The organism is Nocardia sp. BMG51109, from assembly GCF_000526215.1.
GTDB lineage: Bacteria > Actinomycetota > Actinomycetes > Mycobacteriales > Mycobacteriaceae > Nocardia.
The window spans coordinates 4,612,107-4,631,939 of the sequence record NZ_JAFQ01000004.1 but is presented as its reverse complement, the minus strand read 5'-3'; the positions used below and the strand labels follow the sequence as shown (position 1 = coordinate 4,631,939).

General features: G+C 69.2%; 21 protein-coding genes. 8 read left to right on the top strand and 13 right to left on the bottom strand.

Going from position 1 to position 19,833, the window contains the following annotated elements; genetic code table 11:
• Positions 1-5: 5 nt before the first annotated feature.
• The 7 genes from cysW to D892_RS0122170 form a co-directional block, all read right to left on the bottom strand.
• Positions 6-815 (bottom strand): sulfate ABC transporter permease subunit CysW, encoded by an 810-nt coding sequence (gene cysW, locus D892_RS0122195; protein ID WP_024803346.1) that lies wholly within the window; start codon positions 813-815, stop codon positions 6-8.
• Positions 812-1,672 carry a sulfate ABC transporter permease subunit CysT gene (gene cysT, locus D892_RS0122190; RefSeq protein WP_024803345.1) on the bottom strand — a complete coding sequence of 287 codons (861 nt, stop codon included), beginning with the start codon at positions 1,670-1,672 and terminating at the stop codon, positions 812-814. The genes cysW and cysT overlap by 4 nt, the downstream gene beginning before the upstream one ends.
• Positions 1,669-2,709, bottom strand: a complete 1,041-nt coding sequence (locus D892_RS0122185; protein WP_024803344.1) for a sulfate ABC transporter substrate-binding protein — start codon at positions 2,707-2,709, stop codon at positions 1,669-1,671. Before D892_RS0122185 ends, cysT begins: the two co-directional genes overlap by 4 nt.
• Before the next feature lie 199 nt (positions 2,710-2,908).
• Entirely contained in the window at positions 2,909-2,998 is a 90-nt protein-coding gene (locus D892_RS49675) for an Ms4533A family Cys-rich leader peptide (protein WP_369801765.1), read from the bottom strand.
• Between the two features lie 298 nt (positions 2,999-3,296).
• Positions 3,297-3,560: a hypothetical protein gene (locus D892_RS0122180; RefSeq protein WP_156959623.1), complete on the bottom strand. Its 264-nt coding sequence runs from the start codon at positions 3,558-3,560 to the stop codon at positions 3,297-3,299.
• A gap of 15 nt (positions 3,561-3,575) precedes the next feature.
• Complete coding sequence (locus D892_RS46925; protein WP_156959622.1) at positions 3,576-3,716, bottom strand: hypothetical protein; 141 nt, start codon at positions 3,714-3,716, stop codon at positions 3,576-3,578.
• Positions 3,713-3,946, bottom strand: coding sequence for a hypothetical protein (locus D892_RS0122170; RefSeq protein ID WP_024803342.1), 234 nt, complete (start codon positions 3,944-3,946; stop codon positions 3,713-3,715). The genes D892_RS46925 and D892_RS0122170 overlap by 4 nt, the downstream gene beginning before the upstream one ends.
• Positions 3,947-4,036: 90 nt before the next feature.
• Here D892_RS0122170 and D892_RS0122165 point away from each other — a divergent pair, with 90 nt between their 5' ends.
• Positions 4,037-6,076 (top strand): glycoside hydrolase family 15 protein, encoded by a 2,040-nt coding sequence (locus tag D892_RS0122165; RefSeq protein WP_024803341.1) that lies wholly within the window; start codon positions 4,037-4,039, stop codon positions 6,074-6,076.
• Positions 6,077-6,276: 200 nt separating this feature from the next.
• On the opposite strand, the gene D892_RS0122160 is transcribed toward D892_RS0122165, so the two are convergent.
• The 4 genes from D892_RS0122160 to lepA form a co-directional block, all read right to left on the bottom strand.
• The gene (locus D892_RS0122160) at positions 6,277-6,546 is read right to left on the bottom strand and encodes a hypothetical protein (protein ID WP_024803340.1); all 270 of its coding nucleotides are present in this window, start codon (positions 6,544-6,546) and stop codon (positions 6,277-6,279) included.
• A gap of 104 nt (positions 6,547-6,650) precedes the next feature.
• The gene (locus D892_RS0122155; RefSeq protein WP_024803339.1) at positions 6,651-8,444 is read right to left on the bottom strand and encodes a hypothetical protein; all 1,794 of its coding nucleotides are present in this window, start codon (positions 8,442-8,444) and stop codon (positions 6,651-6,653) included.
• Positions 8,441-11,023 carry a hypothetical protein gene (locus tag D892_RS43925; RefSeq protein ID WP_051499141.1) on the bottom strand — a complete coding sequence of 861 codons (2,583 nt, stop codon included), beginning with the start codon at positions 11,021-11,023 and terminating at the stop codon, positions 8,441-8,443. Before D892_RS43925 ends, D892_RS0122155 begins: the two co-directional genes overlap by 4 nt.
• Positions 11,024-11,300: 277 nt before the next feature.
• A complete protein-coding gene (gene lepA, locus D892_RS0122145; protein WP_024803337.1) occupies positions 11,301-13,157 on the bottom strand; it encodes a translation elongation factor 4 in 1,857 nt (618 codons plus the stop codon).
• Positions 13,158-13,549: 392 nt separating this feature from the next.
• Between lepA and D892_RS0122140 the strand changes: the two genes are divergently transcribed.
• From D892_RS0122140 to D892_RS0122125, 4 genes are all read left to right on the top strand, one after another.
• The gene (locus tag D892_RS0122140) at positions 13,550-14,527 is read left to right on the top strand and encodes an Rpn family recombination-promoting nuclease/putative transposase (RefSeq protein WP_024803336.1); all 978 of its coding nucleotides are present in this window, start codon (positions 13,550-13,552) and stop codon (positions 14,525-14,527) included.
• A 24-nt stretch (positions 14,528-14,551) separates the two neighbouring features.
• Positions 14,552-14,809, top strand: a complete 258-nt coding sequence (locus tag D892_RS0122135; protein ID WP_198036966.1) for a hypothetical protein — start codon at positions 14,552-14,554, stop codon at positions 14,807-14,809.
• Between the two features lie 114 nt (positions 14,810-14,923).
• A complete protein-coding gene (locus D892_RS47860) occupies positions 14,924-15,241 on the top strand; it encodes a hypothetical protein (RefSeq protein ID WP_024803334.1) in 318 nt (105 codons plus the stop codon).
• Positions 15,242-15,273: 32 nt separating this feature from the next.
• Positions 15,274-15,840: a type II toxin-antitoxin system PemK/MazF family toxin gene (locus tag D892_RS0122125; protein WP_024803333.1), complete on the top strand. Its 567-nt coding sequence runs from the start codon at positions 15,274-15,276 to the stop codon at positions 15,838-15,840.
• A 38-nt stretch (positions 15,841-15,878) separates the two neighbouring features.
• Here D892_RS0122125 and D892_RS0122120 read toward each other — a convergent pair whose 3' ends face one another.
• Positions 15,879-16,670 (bottom strand): aquaporin, encoded by a 792-nt coding sequence (locus tag D892_RS0122120; RefSeq protein ID WP_024803332.1) that lies wholly within the window; start codon positions 16,668-16,670, stop codon positions 15,879-15,881.
• A gap of 340 nt (positions 16,671-17,010) precedes the next feature.
• Here D892_RS0122120 and D892_RS46920 point away from each other — a divergent pair, with 340 nt between their 5' ends.
• From D892_RS46920 to D892_RS41860, 3 genes are all read left to right on the top strand, one after another.
• On the top strand, positions 17,011-17,175 hold the full coding sequence (locus tag D892_RS46920; protein WP_156959621.1) for a hypothetical protein: 165 nt from the start codon (positions 17,011-17,013) through the stop codon (positions 17,173-17,175).
• 136 nt (positions 17,176-17,311) lie between these two features.
• Entirely contained in the window at positions 17,312-17,575 is a 264-nt protein-coding gene (gene rpsT, locus D892_RS0122110; protein ID WP_024803331.1) for a 30S ribosomal protein S20, read from the top strand.
• A 191-nt stretch (positions 17,576-17,766) separates the two neighbouring features.
• A complete protein-coding gene (locus D892_RS41860) occupies positions 17,767-18,804 on the top strand; it encodes a phosphatidylinositol-specific phospholipase C (RefSeq protein WP_084161174.1) in 1,038 nt (345 codons plus the stop codon).
• A 10-nt stretch (positions 18,805-18,814) separates the two neighbouring features.
• Here the strand turns inward: D892_RS41860 and holA are convergent, their stop codons facing one another.
• Complete coding sequence (holA, locus tag D892_RS0122100) at positions 18,815-19,783, bottom strand: DNA polymerase III subunit delta (protein ID WP_024806613.1); 969 nt, start codon at positions 19,781-19,783, stop codon at positions 18,815-18,817.
• Positions 19,784-19,833: the final 50 nt, after the last annotated feature.

Below are 19,833 nucleotides of genomic sequence, written 5' to 3'. Positions count from 1 at the left end.
GGTGCTCATTTCGCGGTCCCCCGCTTACGTTCCAGAACGGTCATGAGAAGAAGAGTGACCAGCGCCATCCCCATCAGCAGCGTGGCCGCGCAGTAGGCGCCGAAGATGTTGCGGTCGTTCATATATCGCGAGTTGACCAGCAAGGTCAGCGTCTGCCCGCCACCGGGCAGACCGGTCGACACCATGATCACCGCGCCGAACTCACCCAGCGCCCGGGCCACCGTCAGCACGACGCCGTAGGTCAGGCCCCAGCGGATGGCCGGCAGCGTGATCCGCCAGAAGGTCTGCCAGCGCGAGGCGCCCAGCGTCGCCGCGGCCTGCTCCTGATCGTCGCCGATCTCGCGCAGCACCGGCTCCACCTCGCGCACCACGTACGGCAGCGTGACGAAGACCGTCGCGATCACCATGCCGGGCAGCCCGAATATCACCCGGAAGCCGAGATTCTCGACGCCGCCGAACCAGCCGGCCGTACCCCACAGCATGATCAGCGCGACGCCGACCACCACCGGCGACACCGAGAACGGCAGATCCACCACGCCCTGGATGAGCGAGCGGCCCGGAAAGTGCCCGCGCACCAATGCGGTCGCGGTGACGATCCCGAAGATGACGTTCAAGGGCACGGTGATCAGCACGATGACGACCGAGATATTGAACGCCGAAATGGCCGCGGGCGTGGAGATCCAGTCGATGAACTGGCCGATGCCGTTCTCGAAGCTGCGCCACAGGATGATCACCAGCGGCGCCACCAGCAGTACGAATAAATACAGCAGCGCAACCGTGCGCAGCGAAAGCCGGGACAGCACAGACAGATTCATCGCGTTGCCTGCTCCTTGCGCGCGCTGCGATCGGCGAACAGCCGAAGCACCAGCAGTGTCACGAACGAAATAGCCAGCAGCGCAACAGAAACCGCGGCCGCGTTCACCGGGCGGTCGACCTCGATCTGCTGCTGAATGTACTGCGAGGCCACCTGGGTCTTGCCCGGAATGTTGCCGCCGATCAGGACCACCGAGCCGAATTCGCCGATGGCCCTGGCGAAAGCGAGCCCGCCGCCGGAGATGATCGCCGGCACCAGGGTGGGCAGCACGATGCGCCGGAAGGTGGTCCAGTTGTCGGCGCCCAGCGAGATCGCGGCCTGCTCCACCTCCGCGTCGGCCTCGATCAGCACCGGCTGCACCGAGCGCACCACGAACGGCAGCGTGACGAATCCGAGCGCCGCCACCAGGCCGGGCTGGGTGGCGTTGAGGTGTACGTCGATCGGGCTCTGCGGGCCGTACAGCGACAACATGACGATGCTGGCCACGATCGTCGGCAGCGCGAACGGCAGGTCGATCAGCGCGTTCACGATGCTCTTGCCGGGGAAGTCGTCCCGCACCAGCACCCACGCGACGAGCGTGCCCATCACGACGTTGAGCAGCGCCACCACCACCGAGACGAGGACGGTGACGCGCAACGCGTCCAGCGCGGCGGGCGCGGTCACCGCGTCCCAGAACCCGGACCAGCCGTCGTCGAAGGAATGGAAGACGAGCGCGGCCAGCGGTAGCAGCACGATCACGCTCAGCCACAGCACCGCGGTGGCGATGCCCAGCGGGCCGACCGACCCGGTCACCCGGAGCCAGGACCGGACACCGCCGCCGCTTTTCGCCGGGGCGGGTCCGGCGTCGATACTGGTCATTTGGTTGCCTTCTCGTAGATGGCCGCGACGCTGCCGGAGCCGGGGGTGAACAGCTCCTTGTCGACCTGCTTCCAGCCGCCCAGATCCGCGATCGTCCACAACCTGCGCGGCTCGGGGAAGTCCTTGTTGAACTCCTCCGCCACCTCCGGATCGACCGGCCGGAAACCGGCCTGCGCCCAGGCCCGCTGGCCCGCCGGGGTGTACTGGAAGTCCTTGAACGCCACCGCCTTGTCGAGATTCCGGCTGGTCTTCAGGACCGCGATCGGATTCTCGATCTTGAAGGTCTCCTCGGGAACCGTGTAGTCGATCGCGTCGCCCTGGCGCTGCGAGAAGATGGCCTCGTTCTCGTAGCTGAGCAACACATCGCCGGTGCCCTGCAGGAACGTCTCGGTGGCCTCGCGGCCCGACTTCGGCTGGACCTTCACGTGCTCGGGGGTGACCAGCTTGCCCAGGTAGTCGAGACCGGCCTGCGGGTTCTTGCCGCCGTCGCTCTTCGCGGCGTACGGGGCCAGCAGGTTCCACTTGGCGGAACCCGAGCTGAACGGGTTCGGGGTGACCACCTCGACGCCCGGTTTCAGCAGGTCGTCCCAGTCCTTGATGCCCTTCGGGTTGTCCTTGCGCACCACGATCGCGACCACCGATCCGAACGGGATGCCCCGGTGCGCGTCGCTGTTCCAGTTCTGATCGACCAGCCCGGCGTCGACCAGGCGGGTGATGTCGGGTTCGACGGAGAAGTTGACGACGTCGGCCTGCGCGCCGTCCTTCACCTTGCGGGACTGGTCGCCGGAGGCGCCGTAGGACTGCTGCACCTGCACGTCCGATCCGGCCGAGGTCTTGGCGAAGGCGGGGATGACCTTGTCGAATCCCGGCTTGGGGGTGGCGTACGCATACAGCGTCAGCGTGCTGCTCGCACCGCCGCCCTTGGTGCCGGGGATATCGCTGGCTCCGCCGCTGCAGGCGCCGAGTAGCAGCGCCGCCAGCGTGAGCAGCGCGACGCTCGTCGTCGTCCTGGCCCGGAACCGAGGGCTGCGAGACATTCGGATGTGAACCCTTCCTGTGCCCACCGGACCCGGCGCCGGCGGTGAAACTGCGATTTCGCCGCCTCTCCTTGCCGCACAACGGAATTCGGCAACGGCGGGCGACTGGCCCGGAGGGCCGCGCACGACGGAAACGCTCGTGGAAGATGCGTCGGCCAGTCTAGGCGAGCCGACCCGGCGCGAGCGTGACCGCGCGCGCTCAGCGACAGTAGATGTCCGCGAGGACGAGACAGCCGACTGCGATCAACGCCAATTCATGGCGGACCTGCGGTACGACGCTCAGTGACACCGGCAAACTGTAGCAGAACAGGACAAAGTTCCGCGAACGTTGCGAAAAAAGACCGGGAGAACCGAATGGCCGGTCCGAACCGCATCCACGTCCTGGGATGCCGGGGGACGGCTCGGGATGATCGCCCGATCCACACGGTGCGCAACCTCGGCCGCGACGCCGGGCCGCAGTGGCACCGTGGGACAGGGCAGTAGATGAAACGGTATTTCGAAGCCGGTATTTCGAAGCTCAGTGCCGCGTAGAGACGCTCAGCAACAGCGTTGAGCTGGGGAAACGAGTAATCGCCGACACCGGCCGGTTACTCGTCCTCGACCTCCGGGGGGCTCTCGAGCAGGTCGATGATCCACTCCTCCGTGGCCGACTCCTCGCCGTCCTCGTTGGTGCCCTCGACGCGTAGCTGATTCTGCAGCCGTACCCCCAGGCCGAGGACCTGAGCGGCCTTCACCATCTCTACGGCCTCCTCCGGCGACGCGTAGTGGGTGGCAAGCAAACGCGGTCCCTCATCGAGCTCGTCGGAGTCCAGCAACTGCGCGATCTCCGCGAATTCCTCATCGGTTGGCATGCCGAGCACAGTACCTCAGCGCGTGAGCAACCAGGCGACGATCACCAGCACCAGCAGCGCGACCAGGGCAAGCTGCACGCGGGACCGGGGCATCCAGCCGCCGTCCCGGCCGGTGCGGCCGACGTCCCTGCCGGAGTCCGGCTCGGTGCCGCTCACGCGGCCTCCTTGTGCGCCGTACGGGCGGGCTCGGGCCGCTCCGAATCGTCTTCCACGGCCCGGTCGCGGCCCAGCAGTCGCAGCACCACCCGCAGCACGCGGTCGAGCACGAAGGCGATGGCGAAGCTGACCGGGAGCGCCCCGGCCAGCACCACGACGAACTGCGGAACGAACGGCAGGCCGGCGACCCACAGTTCGAAGCCGTCCCACCAGCCAGCAATGCGATGCACGGACCCCAGCCTAACCGTCGCGGCGGACGTCGATCCGGGCGCACCGCCCGCGTTGTGGACGGGGCGGCCGCGGGCACCGATGATGGCTGTATGTCGTCGTACGATGAGCCGATCACCAACACCCCCGGCGGAATCCTGTCCGACGGACTGCCGGTTCCGCGCGACGCGCTGGACGACGTTCCCGACGCCTCGCTGGCCGCCGGATTCATCCCGGTCGCGCCCGGGGCGACGCACCGGTCGGTGTATCCGCCGATCGACGACTACGCCTTCCTGTCCGACTGCGAGACCAGCTGCCTGATCGCGCGCAACGGCTCGGTGGAGTGGATGTGCCTGCCGCGGCCCGACTCCCCCAGCGTGTTCGGCGCCATGCTCGACCGCGGTGCCGGGCACTTCCGGCTCGGCCCGTACGGGGTGAACGTGCCCGCGGCCCGCCGCTACCTGCCCGGCGGCATCATCGTGGAGACGACCTGGCAGACCGAGACCGGCTGGCTGATCGTGCGCGACGCCCTGGTCCTGGGTCCGTGGCACAACAACGACAAGCGCAGCCGCACCTACCGCCGCACGCCGCGGGACTGGGATGCCGAACATATTCTGCTGCGCACGGTGAAATGCGTGAACGGCGTCGTCGAACTGGAGATGACCTGCGAGCCGGCCTTCGACTACTACCGCGGCGTCGCCGACTGGGAATACTCCGGTGACGTCTACGAGCAGGCGCGAGCGACGTGCGAGAACATGCCTGATTGCCCGACGCTGACTCTCACCACCGATATGCGGCTGGGCCTGGAGGGCCGCTCCGCGCAGGCCCGCACCCGCATGAAGGAAGGCGACGAGGTCTTCGTCGCCCTGTCCTGGTCCCCGCTCCCGCCACCACGCACCTTCGCCGAGGCCGCCGAGAAGATGTGGGCCACCACCGAATACTGGCGGCAATGGATCACCCTCGGCAAGTTCCCCGACCACGAATGGCGCGGCTACCTGCAACGCAGCGCACTCACCCTGAAAGGCCTCACCTACGCCCCCACCGGCGCCCTGCTCGCCGCCGCCACCACCTCCCTCCCGGAAACCCCCGGCGGCGAACGCAACTGGGACTACCGCTACAGCTGGGTCCGCGACTCCACCTTCGCCCTGTGGGGCCTCTACACCCTCGGGCTCAACCGCGAGGCCGACGACTTCTTCTCGTTCCTCTACGACGTCACCAAGTGCGACGACGGTGAGGCGATGCCGCTGCAGGTGCTCTACGGCATCGGCGGGGAGCGCGAGATCACCGAATACGAGCTGGGCCATCTGCACGGCTACGACGGCGCCCGGCCGGTCCGCGTCGGCAACGACGCATACCAGCAGGAACAGCACGACATCTGGGGCACCATCCTCGATTCGGTCTACCTGCACGTGAAATCGCGCCAGCAGGTGCCCGAATCGCTGTGGCCGATACTGGAGCGGCAGGTGCAGGCCGCGATCGAGCACTGGCGCGACCCCGACCGCGGCCTGTGGGAGGTGCGCGGCGAACCACAGCACTTCACCTCGTCGAAGGTGATGTGCTGGGTCGCGCTGGACCGCGGCGCGAAACTGGCCGAGATGCACGGCGAATACGACTACGCCAGGAAATGGCGCGACATCGCCCACGAGATCCACGCCGACATCCTGGACCACGGCGTGAACTCCGACGGGGTGTTCACCCAGACCTACGGCGGGCAGTCCCTGGATGCCTCACTGCTGCTGGTGCCGCTGCTGCGGTTCCTGCCGCCCGACGATTCCCGGGTCCGCGACACGGTGCTGGCCATCGCCGACGATCTCACCGATCAGGGCCTGGTGCTGCGGTATCGCACCGAATCCACCGACGACGGGCTGACCGGCACCGAGGGCACCTTCACCATCTGCTCGTTCTGGCTGGTGTCGGCGCTGGTGGAGATCGGCGAGGTGCGCCGGGCGCGGCACCTGCTGGAGCGGCTGCTCGGCTACTCCAGCCCGCTCAAGCTCTATGCGGAGGAGATCGACCCGCGCACGGGCCGGCACCTGGGCAATTTCCCGCAGGCGTTCACCCACCTGGCCCTGATCAACGCCGTGATGCACGTGATCCGCGCGGAGGAATCGGTCGGCGCGGGCGAATTCCACCCCGCACACCGGACGACCTGACCCGCGCGAACCCCGTCGTCACGGGCCGACCACCGGCACGGGCCGACCACGCGCACCATCGTTACTGCGCGCTTGTGGCTGGGATCCACCACGCCGCAGAGGCTCGGCCGAGAGCACGCCGGAATGACCTACGCCCGAACGCTCGAGCAACCCGGAACTCGGTGCGCGGATCCTGGATCTCCGCGCTCGGGTCGGCCCCCTCAACGCTCCGGCTGAACGTTATCTCCCGTCGGCGTGCACTGGATCGTGTCGAACTTGGCTTGGCCGCGCCATTCCGGACGGGCCCGCAGCCGCGCCTGGGTCGTGCCCTGCCGCGCCTCCACGACCACCGGATCCAACTGCGAACCGTCGTAGGCCTGCGCGGTGCAGGAATAGGTCGGCACGGCCGCGGCCTCGGGGGCGGCGAGAACGGCGGCCGCCGAACTCAGTAAGAAGGCAACCGGCAGACCGGCGACGAGTTTGGTGCGCACAACGACTCCATCCCGCAACACAACAGCACGTATCGCCCGTCAACCTACAACATGCGCGGTCGAGCTACACGCCGGATCGGTGGTACCCGCGCGGCCACGGACGGTCAGACCGCGTCGGCGCGTTCGCGGATGTCGCGGAGCTGGACCAGGGTCTTCTCGATCTCGGTGAGGCGGCGGTCGCGGCTCTCCGGGGAGTGCACCGCGGCGGCCTCCTCGGCGGCGCGCAGCGATTCGTCGACCGAGCGCAGCGTCTGGTTGGCGATCTCGGTGAAGTGGTCGCGCAGGGTGCGCTGCACGTTGCGCAGGCGGAACCGGGATTCCTTGCTCACCTGGAAGATCACGTCGTCCATCAGCCGACCCACCGCGACCTTCGCCTCGGACTGGCGGCGTTCGCGGCGCATCTTGCGGTCCTCCCACAGCGCGTTGACGCCCAGCAGGACCGCGGCCGACCCCGAATACCAGTTCAGCAGCGGCATATTCAGCAGGGTGGTGAGCACGCCGACCATCAGCAGGCCGCCGTAGGAGCCCCGGGTGGCGTTCAGAACCGATTGCGTCACACTGACTTTCGCGCTACCGAGCGGTTCCAGGGAGGCCACCGGCTCGAGCACCTCGCCCGGGTTCTCCAGCCGCATATCCGGCAGCGGCACGTCCCAATCGGTGTGCGGGAACTTCTCCGACACCTGCTCGGCCAGCTCGATCGAGCGGTAGTGCGCGATGACGAAGTTCTCCTCCACCGCCTCGCAGATGCGCGCGTCCAGGTCGGCGCCGAACTCGCGCCAGCGGCGGGCCGGATCGCGCTTGCCGATCTCGGACTCGGCCTCCCGGATCAGCGTGCGCAGCCGGTGGCGCAGATCGTGCTCGATGTCGGCCATCAGCTCCGAACAGCCGTCGGCCAGCGTGACCTGCCAGTTCGCCGACCGCTGGCGCAGCTCGTCGGCGTCGGCGCGGGCGCTGCGCAGCTGCTCGGTGAACTCGCTGCGGCGGCGTGGATCGCGCAGCGTCTCGGCCTCGGTGCGCAGCGCCATCGCCAGATGGTCGGTGATGGTGCGGATATCGCGCACCGCTGCCTCGCGGGCGAGAGTGTCCGCGCGGGCCAGCACGTACTCGCGCAGGTGCTCGACCAGCTGGGGCACCCCGGACTCGAGATCGCGGCGCCGATCACCGCCGGCGCGCAGATGCAGTTCGGCCGAGACCGGCGCGACGGCGAAGCCGAGACCGGCCGCGTCGAGCAGATCCCGGTTGCGCTGCTGCACCCGCGCCCACTGCGGATGCCGATCGATCTTGTTGAGGACGCACACCACCATCGGGCACACCTGCTGGATGCGCTGTAGCAGGGCGATCTGCTCGGGGGCGTACTCGGCACCGGCGTCGGCGACGTACAGCACGGCGTCGGCGGCCGCGATCAGCGACCAGGTGGTCGGGGTGTCGGCGGGTGCGCCGGGCGCGTCCATCACCACGAAACCCTCGGCCAGCAGCGGGCTGGGTTCGGTGAACTCCGCCCGGATCACGCCCTCGGCGGCCAGGGCCGGCGCGGGATCGAGCGGGTCGACCGGCTGGCGCTCGGTGCGTCCGCCGCCGACGGCCCGGACGAGGGTGGCCGTCGGCTGCGGGCCGTACTCGGCGATCGCGGGCACGCTGATCGGACTGTCGACGGGGCTGACCACCGTGCCGACCAGCCCGTTGACCAGCGTGCTCATCCCGTTCTTCGGTGCGCCGATCACCACCAGGCGCACCCGCGGATCGGCCACCCGGGCCCGGGACATGCCGAGGCGCGCGGACAGGTCGGCGCGCCCCGCGTCCCGGGTCTGCCCCAGCAGCTTGTCGAGAAGTCCCAGCAGCGGAGCCATCGCGTCCGGATGCTTGGCCGAGGAGGATTCCACTGCGGCGGTTCCGGTCACAGCAGGAAGTGCGGGTCGGCGACCAGGTGCAGCACCGGCTGGTGCGGGTCACCATGGGCCGGATCGGGGAGCAGGTTGCCCGACAGTGCGCCACCGTCGGCGCGGCCCGACAGTGCGTCACCGTCGGCGGTGATCAGCCCGTGATGCATCCCGGCGGACAGCCCCGTATGCGCGTCGTCGTACGAATCCGGCTGGTACGCAACCGGTCTCACCGGATGCGAGCTGTCGGGGAGCTGGTCGGCGGTGGTCGGCGGGTTCACTGTGGTGTGCGGCTGGGTCGGCTGGGTGTGCGTCGCGGGGCCGTTGCCGGTGCCATTGCCGGTGTCCGTGCCGTCGCGATCGGGCTGCACCGGCCTGCTGATGCTGGGGACCGTCGGAGCATGACTGGGGATGCTAGTCGGCTCGGCCCCGGTGGATTCCTGGGAGGGCGCATCCCGGGTCGGCACCCTGCTCGGCCCGTCGTGGCTCGGCCCACCGTCGCTCGGCCGGCTGTCCTGATCGGAGGTCGTGGGCCGGTGCGCGCCACCGGCCGGGTTGTCGGAGTCCGACTCGCGCGGCGGGGTCACCGTGGGCGTGACCGTCGCGTCGTCGGGGTCACGGGTCTCGGTGGAGGTCCCCGGCCGGGTGGTCTCGGGACGAGACGTATCCGGCCGGGTGGTTCCCGAATCGTGGCTGGGCGTGACCGTAGTGGACGAACCCGGGCCGAACGGGAGCACGCCCGGCCGATCCGGATCGGTGGTGTGCGACGGCTTGGTGGTGCCGCCCGTCGTGGTACCGGCGCCGCCGTGCGGGGTCGAAGAGGGCGTGGAGCTGCCGGTCGGCGAGTGCGTCACCGACGTCGAGGACTCGCCGTCCTGCGAGGGGCCGGCGCCGCCGGTCTCCGGACCGTACGAGGGGCCGCGTTCGAACAGTGCCGGCACCGCGGCGGCGGGCGCCGTCAGCGGCGACGGGCCGGGATGGGCGACCAGCACATTGGCGATCGGATGCGAGGCCGCCTCCGGCTGGATGGTCGTCTGCCAGGGCGTCACGGCCACCGGCTGCGCGATCATCGGGGCCGGAGCCGGTGGGGGCGGCGGGGGCGGGGCCGCGGCGATCGGCGCCGGGGCGGCCGAGAACGGTTGTGCGACGGATATATTCGGCACCGGCGCGGGCGGCGCGAACGGAGCGGGGGCCGGAGCCATCGGCGCGGGCGCCATCGCAGCGGGCGCGGCCATCGGAGCGGGGGTGGCGGCCGCCATCGGCGCGGGTGAGGCTCCGGCCGGCGCGGCTCCCGGTGTGGGCGCGGCTCCGGGTGCGGCACCCGCGACAGGTACGGGTCCGGCGGTCGGGGCGCCCTGGCCGACCACCGCGGAACCGGTCGTCGCGGCGGGCGCCGACTGCGCTCCCGCCGGACCGCCGGCCTCGGCGGGCTGCGCACCCGGGACGGCGGCGTGCGGCGCCTGCCCACCCAGGCCCGAGAGCATCGGATGATCGCCGCCGGGCGCGGCCGGATCGGCCGCGGCACTGCCGGTGCCTCCGCCCAGCAGATCGCCGTACCGGTCGAGTTGCTGGCCGAGATCCCCGACCGCGACATCCCCGACCACGACGTCGACCTCGGTCGAGGTCGTCGCCCAGATGCCGTCGAGGCCGACGTGCACGTCGAGCGTCGATTCCGTATGGAAGTACACGCCCATCATGCCGCCGTCGCCGATGCCGTCGAACGCGTCGCCGGTGTCGGGCGCTCCGAACCCGCTCGTGCCGAGACCGTCCGCGCCGGGCGGGTGCGACCCGGCGGAGGGCCCGACACCATATCCCTCGGAAGGCCCGAAACCCTGGTCCGAGGGGGTCGCCGAGTCGGCGCCGGGCATCCCGAACATCCGCGCGCTCGGGTCGGCGTCGTCGAATGGCGAGGCTCCGAAAGATGAGAACCCGGAACCCGGCGACATGCTGTCGGCGACCGGCGCCTGCGTCGGGTGCATGAGATATCCAGGCAGGTCGAAGCCCTGATCGCTGCCGGGCAGCCCGAATTCGGAGCCGTCCGTGCCGGGTAGCCCGAACGGCGACGTGCCGGAATAGCCGTGCGCCGGCACCTGCGTCGACTCCAGCCCGTGCGTGCCGGTGCTGGGCGCGGGCGCCGGAATGAACGACTCGGATCCGCCGGGCAGATACTCGTCGAAATCGGCGGTGGGCGCCGGCGAATCCGTACCCGTCCACACTCCCGGACTGCCGCCCAGCGTGCCGAACTGCGGAGCCGGCACCCCGCCGTCCTGCGGCGGGGTCCAGTACTTGGGCGCGACCGGTTCGGGCGTGGCCGTGGCCGGCACCGGCGGCGGCGCGGAATCCGGGCCGGGATCGGGATAGGTGATCACCGGGTTGGGCGCGTCCGGCTGCGGATCGTTGCTGACCCATCCGGTGATGTGGCTGGTGTGCGACTCGTTGGTGGGGGCCGGCGAGCCGTTCGAGGCGATCAGCGCCCCGCCGGTGACATACGCGCCCGCCCTGGCGACCCGCGCGACACCGGTGGCGGCGCGATACGCGAGATCATCCGCGTGATCGCCCGCGCCCGGATCGTCGTCCTCCATGGGCAGGTCACGCGTCATACAAGCTCCACTCTCGGATGTCCGGTAGTCCGAACCGAACGGGTGTTGCCAAAATGAGATCCTTGTACACCTTATTTCCGGAAATCCGGGCTGTCACATCCATTGCACCAGCCGACCTGGCCGTTCCACTCTCCCCGCGGACGGGATGCACCGGACGACCGTGAGCGCTACCAGCCTTGCAGGGCTCCAATCAGTATGAAAGCCCCAAGATCACCGGGCAAACCAACCGGTCAAGCGCTCAGACCAGCGGTGATGCGCGGCGGCCATCCCTCGGGAGCTATTTCCCCTTCGGCTTGTCCGACGGCGCCTCCGCGGACAAGGCGGCGACGAATGCCTCCTGCGGAACGTCGACCCGCCCGATGGTCTTCATCCGCTTCTTGCCCTCCTTCTGCTTCTCCAGCAGCTTGCGCTTGCGGCTGATGTCGCCGCCGTAGCACTTGGACAGCACGTCCTTACGGATGGCACGAATATTCTCACGGGCGATGACCTTCGACCCGATCGCCGCCTGGATCGGCACCTCGAACTGCTGGCGCGGGATCAGCTCCTTGAGCTTCTCGGTCATCTTGCGGCCGTAGGCCTGGGCCGCGTCACGGTGCACGATGGCCGAGAACGCGTCGACGGCCTCGCCCTGCAACAGAATGTCCACCTTCACCAGGTCGGCCTGCTGCTCGCCGGCCTCCTCGTAGTCGAGGCTGGCGTAGCCGCGGGTGCGCGACTTCAGCGAATCGAAGAAGTCGAAGATGATCTCGGCCATCGGCAGCGTGTAGCGCATCTCCACGCGCTCTTCCGACAGGTAGTCCATGCCGCCCAGTTCGCCGCGGCGGGACTGGCACAACTCCATGATCGAACCGATGAATTCGCTCGGCGAGATTATGGTGACCTTGACGATCGGCTCGAAGACCTGGCGCGACTTGCCCTCCGGCCAGTACGAGGGGTTGGTGACGGTGTGCTCGACGCCGTCCTCCATGACCACCCGGTAGATCACGTTCGGCGCGGTGGAGATCAGGTCCAGGTCGAACTCGCGCTGCAGCCGCTCGCGGGTGATCTCCATATGCAGCAGGCCCAGGAAGCCGCAGCGGAAACCGAAGCCCAGCGCCACGGACGTCTCCGGCTGGTAGGTCAGCGCGGCGTCGTTGAGCTGCAACTTGTCCAGGGCGTCGCGGAGGTCGGGATAGTCCGAGCCGTCCACCGGGTACAGGCCGGAGAAGACCATCGGGTGCGGCTCGCGATAGCCGGTAAGCGGTTCTGCCGCACCGCCTTTCGCGCTGGTGACGGTATCGCCGACCTTCGACTGACGGACGTCCTTCACGCCGGTGATCAGGTAGCCGACCTCACCGACGCCGAGCCCCCGAGTAGGTTTCGGCTCCGGCGAGACGATGCCGATCTCCAGCAGCTCGTGCGTGGCGCCGGTGGACATCATCCGGATCTTCTCGCGCGGGGTGAGCTTGCCGTCCACCACGCGCACATAGGTGACGACGCCGCGGTAGGTGTCGTAGACCGAGTCGAAGATCATCGCCCGCGCGGGCGCGTCGGCCTCCCCCACCGGCGGCGGGACCTGCCGGACCACTTCGTTCAACAGTTCGGGCACGCCGGCGCCGGTCTTGCCCGAGACCCGCAGCACCTCCTCCGGCTCGCAGCCCACGATGTGGGCCAGCTCGGCGGCATAGCGGTCCGGGTCGGCGGCCGGTAGGTCGATCTTGTTCAGGACCGGGATGACCACCAGGTCCTTGTCCATCGCCAGGTAGAGGTTGGCCAGCGTCTGCGCCTCGATGCCCTGCGCCGCGTCGACCAGCAGGATCGCGCCCTCGCACGCCTCCAGCGCCCGGGAGACCTCGTAGGTGAAGTCCACGTGGCCGGGGGTGTCGATCAGGTGCATCACATGCTCTTCGGATCGACCGTCGGTGTCGATCGTCCAGGGCAGCCGCACGTTCTGCGCCTTGATCGTGATGCCGCGCTCCCGCTCGATATCCATCCGGTCCAGATACTGCGCGCGCATCTGCCGCTCCTCGACCACACCGGTCAGCTGCAGCATCCGATCGGCCAGGGTCGACTTCCCGTGGTCGATATGCGCGATGATGCAGAAGTTCCGGATCCGGGCCGGATCGGTGAACGTCGTCTCGACGAAGCTTGGCACTCCACTCCCCACTCGGTGATCGGCGAACTCGGCACCATCGTCCCATGTACAGCCAACCCGCCCGAGCACCGGTCGCCGCTTGGAGCAAACTCCGACCCACCCGCCGACCAGGTCGGCACCGCCCCGGTGTGCCGGGAAACGCGTCGGAGCCCGAGCGCCGACCGGTGGAGGTCCGCGGGGAGCACCACCCGAATTCGGGCCGCACGACAACACGGCCGACACGGCGTGCTCATCTGCTCGACGACCCGCCGTCCACCACTCCGACGGACACAACCACGACCGGTGCCGAAATCTCCTCGCGCACAACGCCGACCGCCGGGCAGAGTCGCCGTTTCGGGCAGAGTCACCGTTTACCGTATCGCCGCATCGACGTGCGGGTAGGTTACCCGAATATGGCTGAGCCGCCGAAGAATCCGCACGACGCCTACTTCCGGCAGGTGTTGTCGCACTCCGACGCCGCCGCTGGGGAGTTGCGCGCGGTGCTACCCGAGGCGGTGTCGGCGCAGATCGACTGGAAATACCTGCAACTGCAGTCGTGCAGTTTCGTCCCCGCCGAACTGCGGTCCCGCTACACCGATGTGCTGTTCCGTACTCGGTGGGCCGGCCGCGATGCGTTCGTCTATCTGCTGGTGGAGCATCAGAGCAAGACCGATCGTCTGATGGCGTTCCGGATGCTGGAATATGTCGTCGCAATCTGGAGCCGGTACCTGAGCGAGAACTCGACAGCACGACAGCTACCCGCAGTGATACCGGTGGTGGTGCACGCCGACCCGACCGGTGCGCGGTGGACCGCACCGACCGAAGTGGCGGATCTGATCGACGTGGACCCCGGCATGCGGGCGGCGCTCGCCGGTTACCTTCCCCGGATGGGGTTCGTGCTCGACGACCTCGCCACCCTCGACGTGGCGGCCCTGTGCTCTCGCGAGCCCGCACGAGTGCGGGTGATGCTGACAATGTTGAAGACGGCTCCCGGTAACCGGCACCTCGACCGGGTGTTGTCGCTGCTGATGGGGGACCTGAAAGCGTTGGCCGCAGAGGCAGGTGGGCGGACGGAATTGATACGCTTGATGGAGTACATCTGTACCGTCGGCGAGACCGGTGTGGATGACTTGTTGCCGGTCGTCGATCGGCTCGGGCCGGAAACCAAGGAGGCAATGGTGACGACGGCAGAGCAACTTCGCACCGAGGGACGAGCCGAAGGACGAGCCGAGGGACAGGCCGAGATGCTGCTCGATCAGTTGTCGCTGAAGTTCGGGCCGTTGCCGGAACAGGTCGTGCAGTCCGTTCGAACAGCGGATCCGGCGCGGTTGCGAACCATGAGCCACCGAGTGCTGACGGCAACCGTCGTGGACGAGGTGCTGGCACAGTAAACGCCTCGAGCCACCGATCCCGGTGTGCGTGACTTGACTCCGGTCGTCGACCGGCTCGGGCCGGAAACCAAGGAGGCAATGGTGACGACGGCAGAGCAACTTCGCACCGAGGGACGAGCCGAAGGACAGGCCGAGATGCTGCTCGATCAGTTGTCGCTGAAGTTCGGGCCGTTGCCGGAACAGGTCGTGCAGTTCATTCGGACAGCGGATCCGGCGCGGTTGCGAACCATGAGCCACCGAGTGCTGACGGCAACCGTCGTGGACGAGGTGCTGGCACAGTAAACGCCTCGAGCCACCGGTGGCGAATCAGGGATTTTCGGGCGCGAATGATCGACTCCGGCGGCGGCCGGCGTCGGGAAGGGGACGCTGTTCCGCGCCTTCGACGATCGAGCCGGGTTGCTCCTCGCGCTCTACCGGAAAAGGCTCGAACCGGTCAGGCATGCCGTCGAAGCCGGTCCGCCGCCCCTGGGGCCCGCCACCGAACCGCGTCAGCGCATCAGCGCCCTGCTCGACGCCGTGCTGTGCTTCACACTCGGCAACCGCCGCCTCACGCTGGCCCTGGAGGAGGGCGGGAACGACAGCCCGTACCAGGCCGGGCGCCAGGGGGCGTTCCGCGCGCGGGTGATGCGGCTCACCGCGGGGAACCACACCACCGCGGCTACCTCGGACGATCCGGCAAATACCCAGCCCGCACAAGGGAGTTGGGCGGGGTGAGATTGCGTCCATGCGCCGTTATAGTCCGATTCATGGCCGGTACGTGGAGCTTACTCGGCAAGCAGCTGGGAACCATCGCCTTGCAGCAGGGCCCCGATATCGTCCGGGAACAGGCGCCGAAGCTGGTGAACCGGATGCAGCGCACCCCCGTATGGGGTCGCGCGCTGGGGCGGCGGGCGCCGCGGGTCGCCGTGCGGCCGGCCGCGTCGACCCCGGTGCCGACCCGGGAACGGGCGCGGCAGGTCGTGTATCGCCCGCATCTGGACGGCCGCGCCGATCCCGGCGAGATCGTATGGACCTGGGTGCCCTTCGAGGAGGATCCGGACAACGGTAAGGACCGGCCGGTGCTGGTGGTCGGCCGCGAGCGCGCCACCCTGCTGGGGCTGATGCTCTCGTCGAATCCGGAACGCGCCCGCGACCGCAACTGGGTCGACATCGGTTCCGGCCCTTGGGATCACCAGGACCGCCCGAGCTGGGTCCGGCTGGACCGGGTCCTCGACGTCCCCGAGGCAGGCATCCGCCGCGAGGGCGCCATCCTGCCCCGCAGAACCTTCGACCGCGTCGCCCACCGCCTCTGCGCCGAATACCACTGGTACTGACACTGACCGAGCGCACCACCGCGCACCACCGTCTGTGGTCACGAGGTCATAGTGCGGGAGCGGCCGAACAGGAGGCCGTAGAGGAGGGCGCCGAGGGCGCCGCCGACGAGCGGGAAGACGAGGAATACCCAGAGCTGGGCCAGGGCACCGTCCTGGTAGGGGGCGACGGCCAGGCTGCGGGCCGGGTTGACCGAGGTGTTGTCGATCGGGATCGAGACCAGGTGGGCGACGGTGAGCGTGATGCCGATGGACAGCCCGGCCAGCGGCGCGTCCGAGAGCTGGTCGGTGGAGGCCAGGACCACGAACACCAGCAGGCCGGTCAGGAGGATCTCGACGGTGATCGCGGCGGCCAGGCCGTAGCCGTTCTGCGTGATCACCCCGAACGGGCCCGCGATCTCGGTCTTCGACGGGCTGTGCGCGCCCCAGCCGTTGGCGCCGAGGCCGTCGCGCACACGGTGGTACGAGGGCAGGTTCTTCGCCAGCGAGTACACCACGGCGCCCGCCACGAGCCCGCCGATCAGCTGTGCCACAACGTAATAGAGCGCATTCACCACGCTGATCCGGCCGAGCAGCAGCTGCCCCAGTGTCACCGCCGGGTTCACGTGGCAACCGGAGATCGGGCCGATCGCGTACACCAGGAACAGCAGCGTGAACCCGAACGCCAGAGCGACCCCCAGCGCACTGACCCGCTCCCCCGCGATCACGGCCGTACCGACGCCGCCGAGCACCAGCACGAACGTGCCGATCCCCTCGGCGAGCAGCTTGCGGGCCAGCGGCACCGGCCGACCCACCACGTCCTCTTCGACGACTTCCTGAGCGCTGGGAGACATCTGCCACCTTCCCCTTTCGAGCAGAGCATCGAGATCAGGTACTACGCGGAGACTCCGGGAACAAACGACCTGGTACGGCCGCCCGATCCGGACGCTACGCTCCCCAGGGCCGCCGCACAACGACCGTCCGGCCCGGCTTCGGCCTCGCGCGACCCACTGACCGGGCCGGGGAGCATGGGCGTTCACCACAGGACAGCGGCGTCGGCCCCGGCTGTCGTCTCCACGGCCGGTGCGTTTCCGGCCCCGGCGAACCTCCGCTCCGGCGGCGCGACGGGATCGATGCCGGGTCGCGATTGCCGGGAGACGGGTGGCGTGACGGAGTTCCCCGGCCGTCGTTCCCTTGACCGTCGTTCCTCTGGCCGTCGAGGTCGTCCTCGGCGAATGGCGACGGCTCGCACCGGAGTCCCGGCTGGTGGAGACCGGGCAGTCGGCTCGGACACGGGGCGCCGATCTGCTGTTCAGCGGAGCGGACGTCGTCGTCGGCTGCGGTGGTACGGGCGGATGAGCGGGGCGATTTCGCTCCGGAACGGGGCGGCTGGTAACCTCGACCGTCGGTGCTGCGCTACCCGTCCGGCGTGGTGCGCCCACAGACACTTTCCGAGCAGGACATCAACTGACGACAGGAATCAGAGGATACAGGCGTGGCCAACATCAAGTCCCAGATGAAGCGGATCCGTACCAACGAGGCGGCGCGGCAGCGCAACCAGTCGGTCAAGTCCGCGCTGCGCACCTCGATCCGCAAGTTCCGCGAGGCCGCCGCGGCCGGCGAGAAGGACAAGGCGCTCGACCTGATGCGCACCGCGAGCCGCGACCTGGACAAGGCCGCCTCCAAGGGTGTCATCCACGCCAACCAGGCCGCCAACAAGAAGTCGGCGCTGTCGCTGGCCTACAACAAGCTCGGCTGAATCCCTTCGCGGTAGCCACCGCACAATATCCCTTCGCGGTAGCCACCGCACAATATCCCTTCGCGGTAGCCACCGCACAATGTCGTAACGCCGCCGTGGCAGCGGGTCTGTGAAGCAGACGACCACGGCGGCTTTTGTCGTGTCCGGCAACCTGATTCGCGCGGCGGGGCGGGGTCGGTTACCGTAATCGGATGCTGGGCGGGGCGTTGTGCAGAATAGCGGTGGCGATCGCGGTGGGGGCGGTTCTAGCCGGATGTGGCGAATCCTCCACCCCCGCAACCACTCCGGAGCCCGAACCGACGCCCGTCGCGATGGGGCTGCCCGGCTTCAAATCCTCCGGCGCACAGAATGGTCTCGATGCCGCCAACCATCCCGACTGGATGGCTGCGCTGCCCGATGATCGCCCGCTGAGCCGGGTTTCGATTCCGGGCACCCACGACACCATGTCCGTGCACGGCGGCAAGGCCGGGCCGGCGGTCGTCACGCAGGAAGGGTTCGACTCCGGCTGCCTCGACGACACCTGCACCTCGCGGCGGAGCCTGGCTCGGCAGCTGGCGGCCGGGATCCGCGCCCTGGACATCCGGGTGCGGCGCGATGAGGCCGACGCGCTCGCCATCCAGCACGGCTCGTTCTACCAGCGAGCGAGCTTCGAGGATGTGCTCGCCGTGGCCGACGACTTCCTCTCGCAGCACCCGCGCGAGACCGTCCTGATGCGGGTGAAGGCCGAATGCACCAATGACGGGGCGCCCTTCAGCTGCGCGGACGCCGGCGGCCTCGGGCCGGATCCGGCACTGGTCGACCGGTATCTCGCCGCCCACCCTCGGGTCTGGCGGCCCTCGGCCACCGGGCGTGCGGGAGTTCCGGCGCTGCGGGACGTGCGCGGCGCGATCGTGATCACCGAATTCAGCGGCATCGCGGACGGCCAGCGCGGGATGGGCGTGGACGCGCAGGATCTCTGGGACGGCCCCGATATGGAAGCGAAGTGGGCCGCCGTCGCCGCCCACCTGGACCGGACCGCTGCGGCACCGCCCGACACCCTCTACGTGAACTACCTGTCCGCCAACGGCGCCCCGGACCCCACCAAGTTCCCCGGCCGCTACGCCTCCTACCAGAACCAGCACACCCTGGACCAGCTACGCGCCCGGCCCGGTAGCGCGACGGGAATCTTGATGATGGACTTCCCCGGCCCGGAACTGGTCGGCGAGATCATCCGGCACAACGGGTCGTAGGACAGGCCGGTCAGGCCGCGTACAAGTCCAGGATCTTCGACAAGGCGTGCTCGAGGGCGAAGTCGGCGTCGGCGGCCTGGCCCTTGACGTTGGCATTCAAGGTAGCGACTACCTGGAGGGCGGTGCCGATGGTCTCGGCCGTCCAGCCGCGGGCCTGGGATTGGGCCTTCTTGACCTTCCACGGCGGCATGCCCAGGGTGGAGGCGAGTTTGAACGGGTCGCCCCGCCCGGCGGAGCCCACCCGGGCGATGGTGTGCACCGAGTCGGCCAGGGCGTCGGCGAGCAGGACCGCCGGAACCCCGCGGTCGGTGGCCCAGCGCAGCGCCTCCATCGCGCCGGGGCGATCACCCGAGACGGCACGCTCAGCGACATCGAAACCGGTGACCTCGGCCCGGCCGGAGTAGTAACGGCGCACGGCCGCGACATCGACCCGGCCGCCCGTATCGGCCGCCAGCTGCGAGCACGCGGCGGCCAGCTCGCGCAGGTCGGAGCCGACCGCCTCCAGGACCGTCTGCACCACCTCTCCCGAGGCGCGGACGCCGGCGGCGCGGAATTCGTTGCGCACGAACTCGACTCGCTCGGCGGCCTTGGCGATCTTGGCGCAGTTGTGCACCTCGGCGCCCGTCTTCTGCAGGGCCGGGGCCAGCGCCTTCGCCCGGCCGCCGCCGGTGTGCAGGACGACCAGCACCACCCCCTCGGGCGGTGCCGAGACCGCGTCGGTGATCACCGCCACCGCGTCCTTACCGGCCTCGGCCGCGGATTCCAGGATGATCACCCTGTCCTCCGCGAACAGCGACGGGCTGAGCAACTCGGCCAGCTCGGACGTGCTCGCATCGCCGGCGCGCAGCCGATCCACGGGTAGCGCCTCCGGATCCGGTGCGCCCGCGCGCACCCGCGTGACGATCGCGGCGACCGCACGCTCGATCAGCAGTTCTTCCTCACCGAGCACGAGATGGACGGGTGCGGGGCGTTCGGTCACGGGCACGATCCTACGGGTGAGGTCCGACAGGATCGGCATCCCCCGAACCG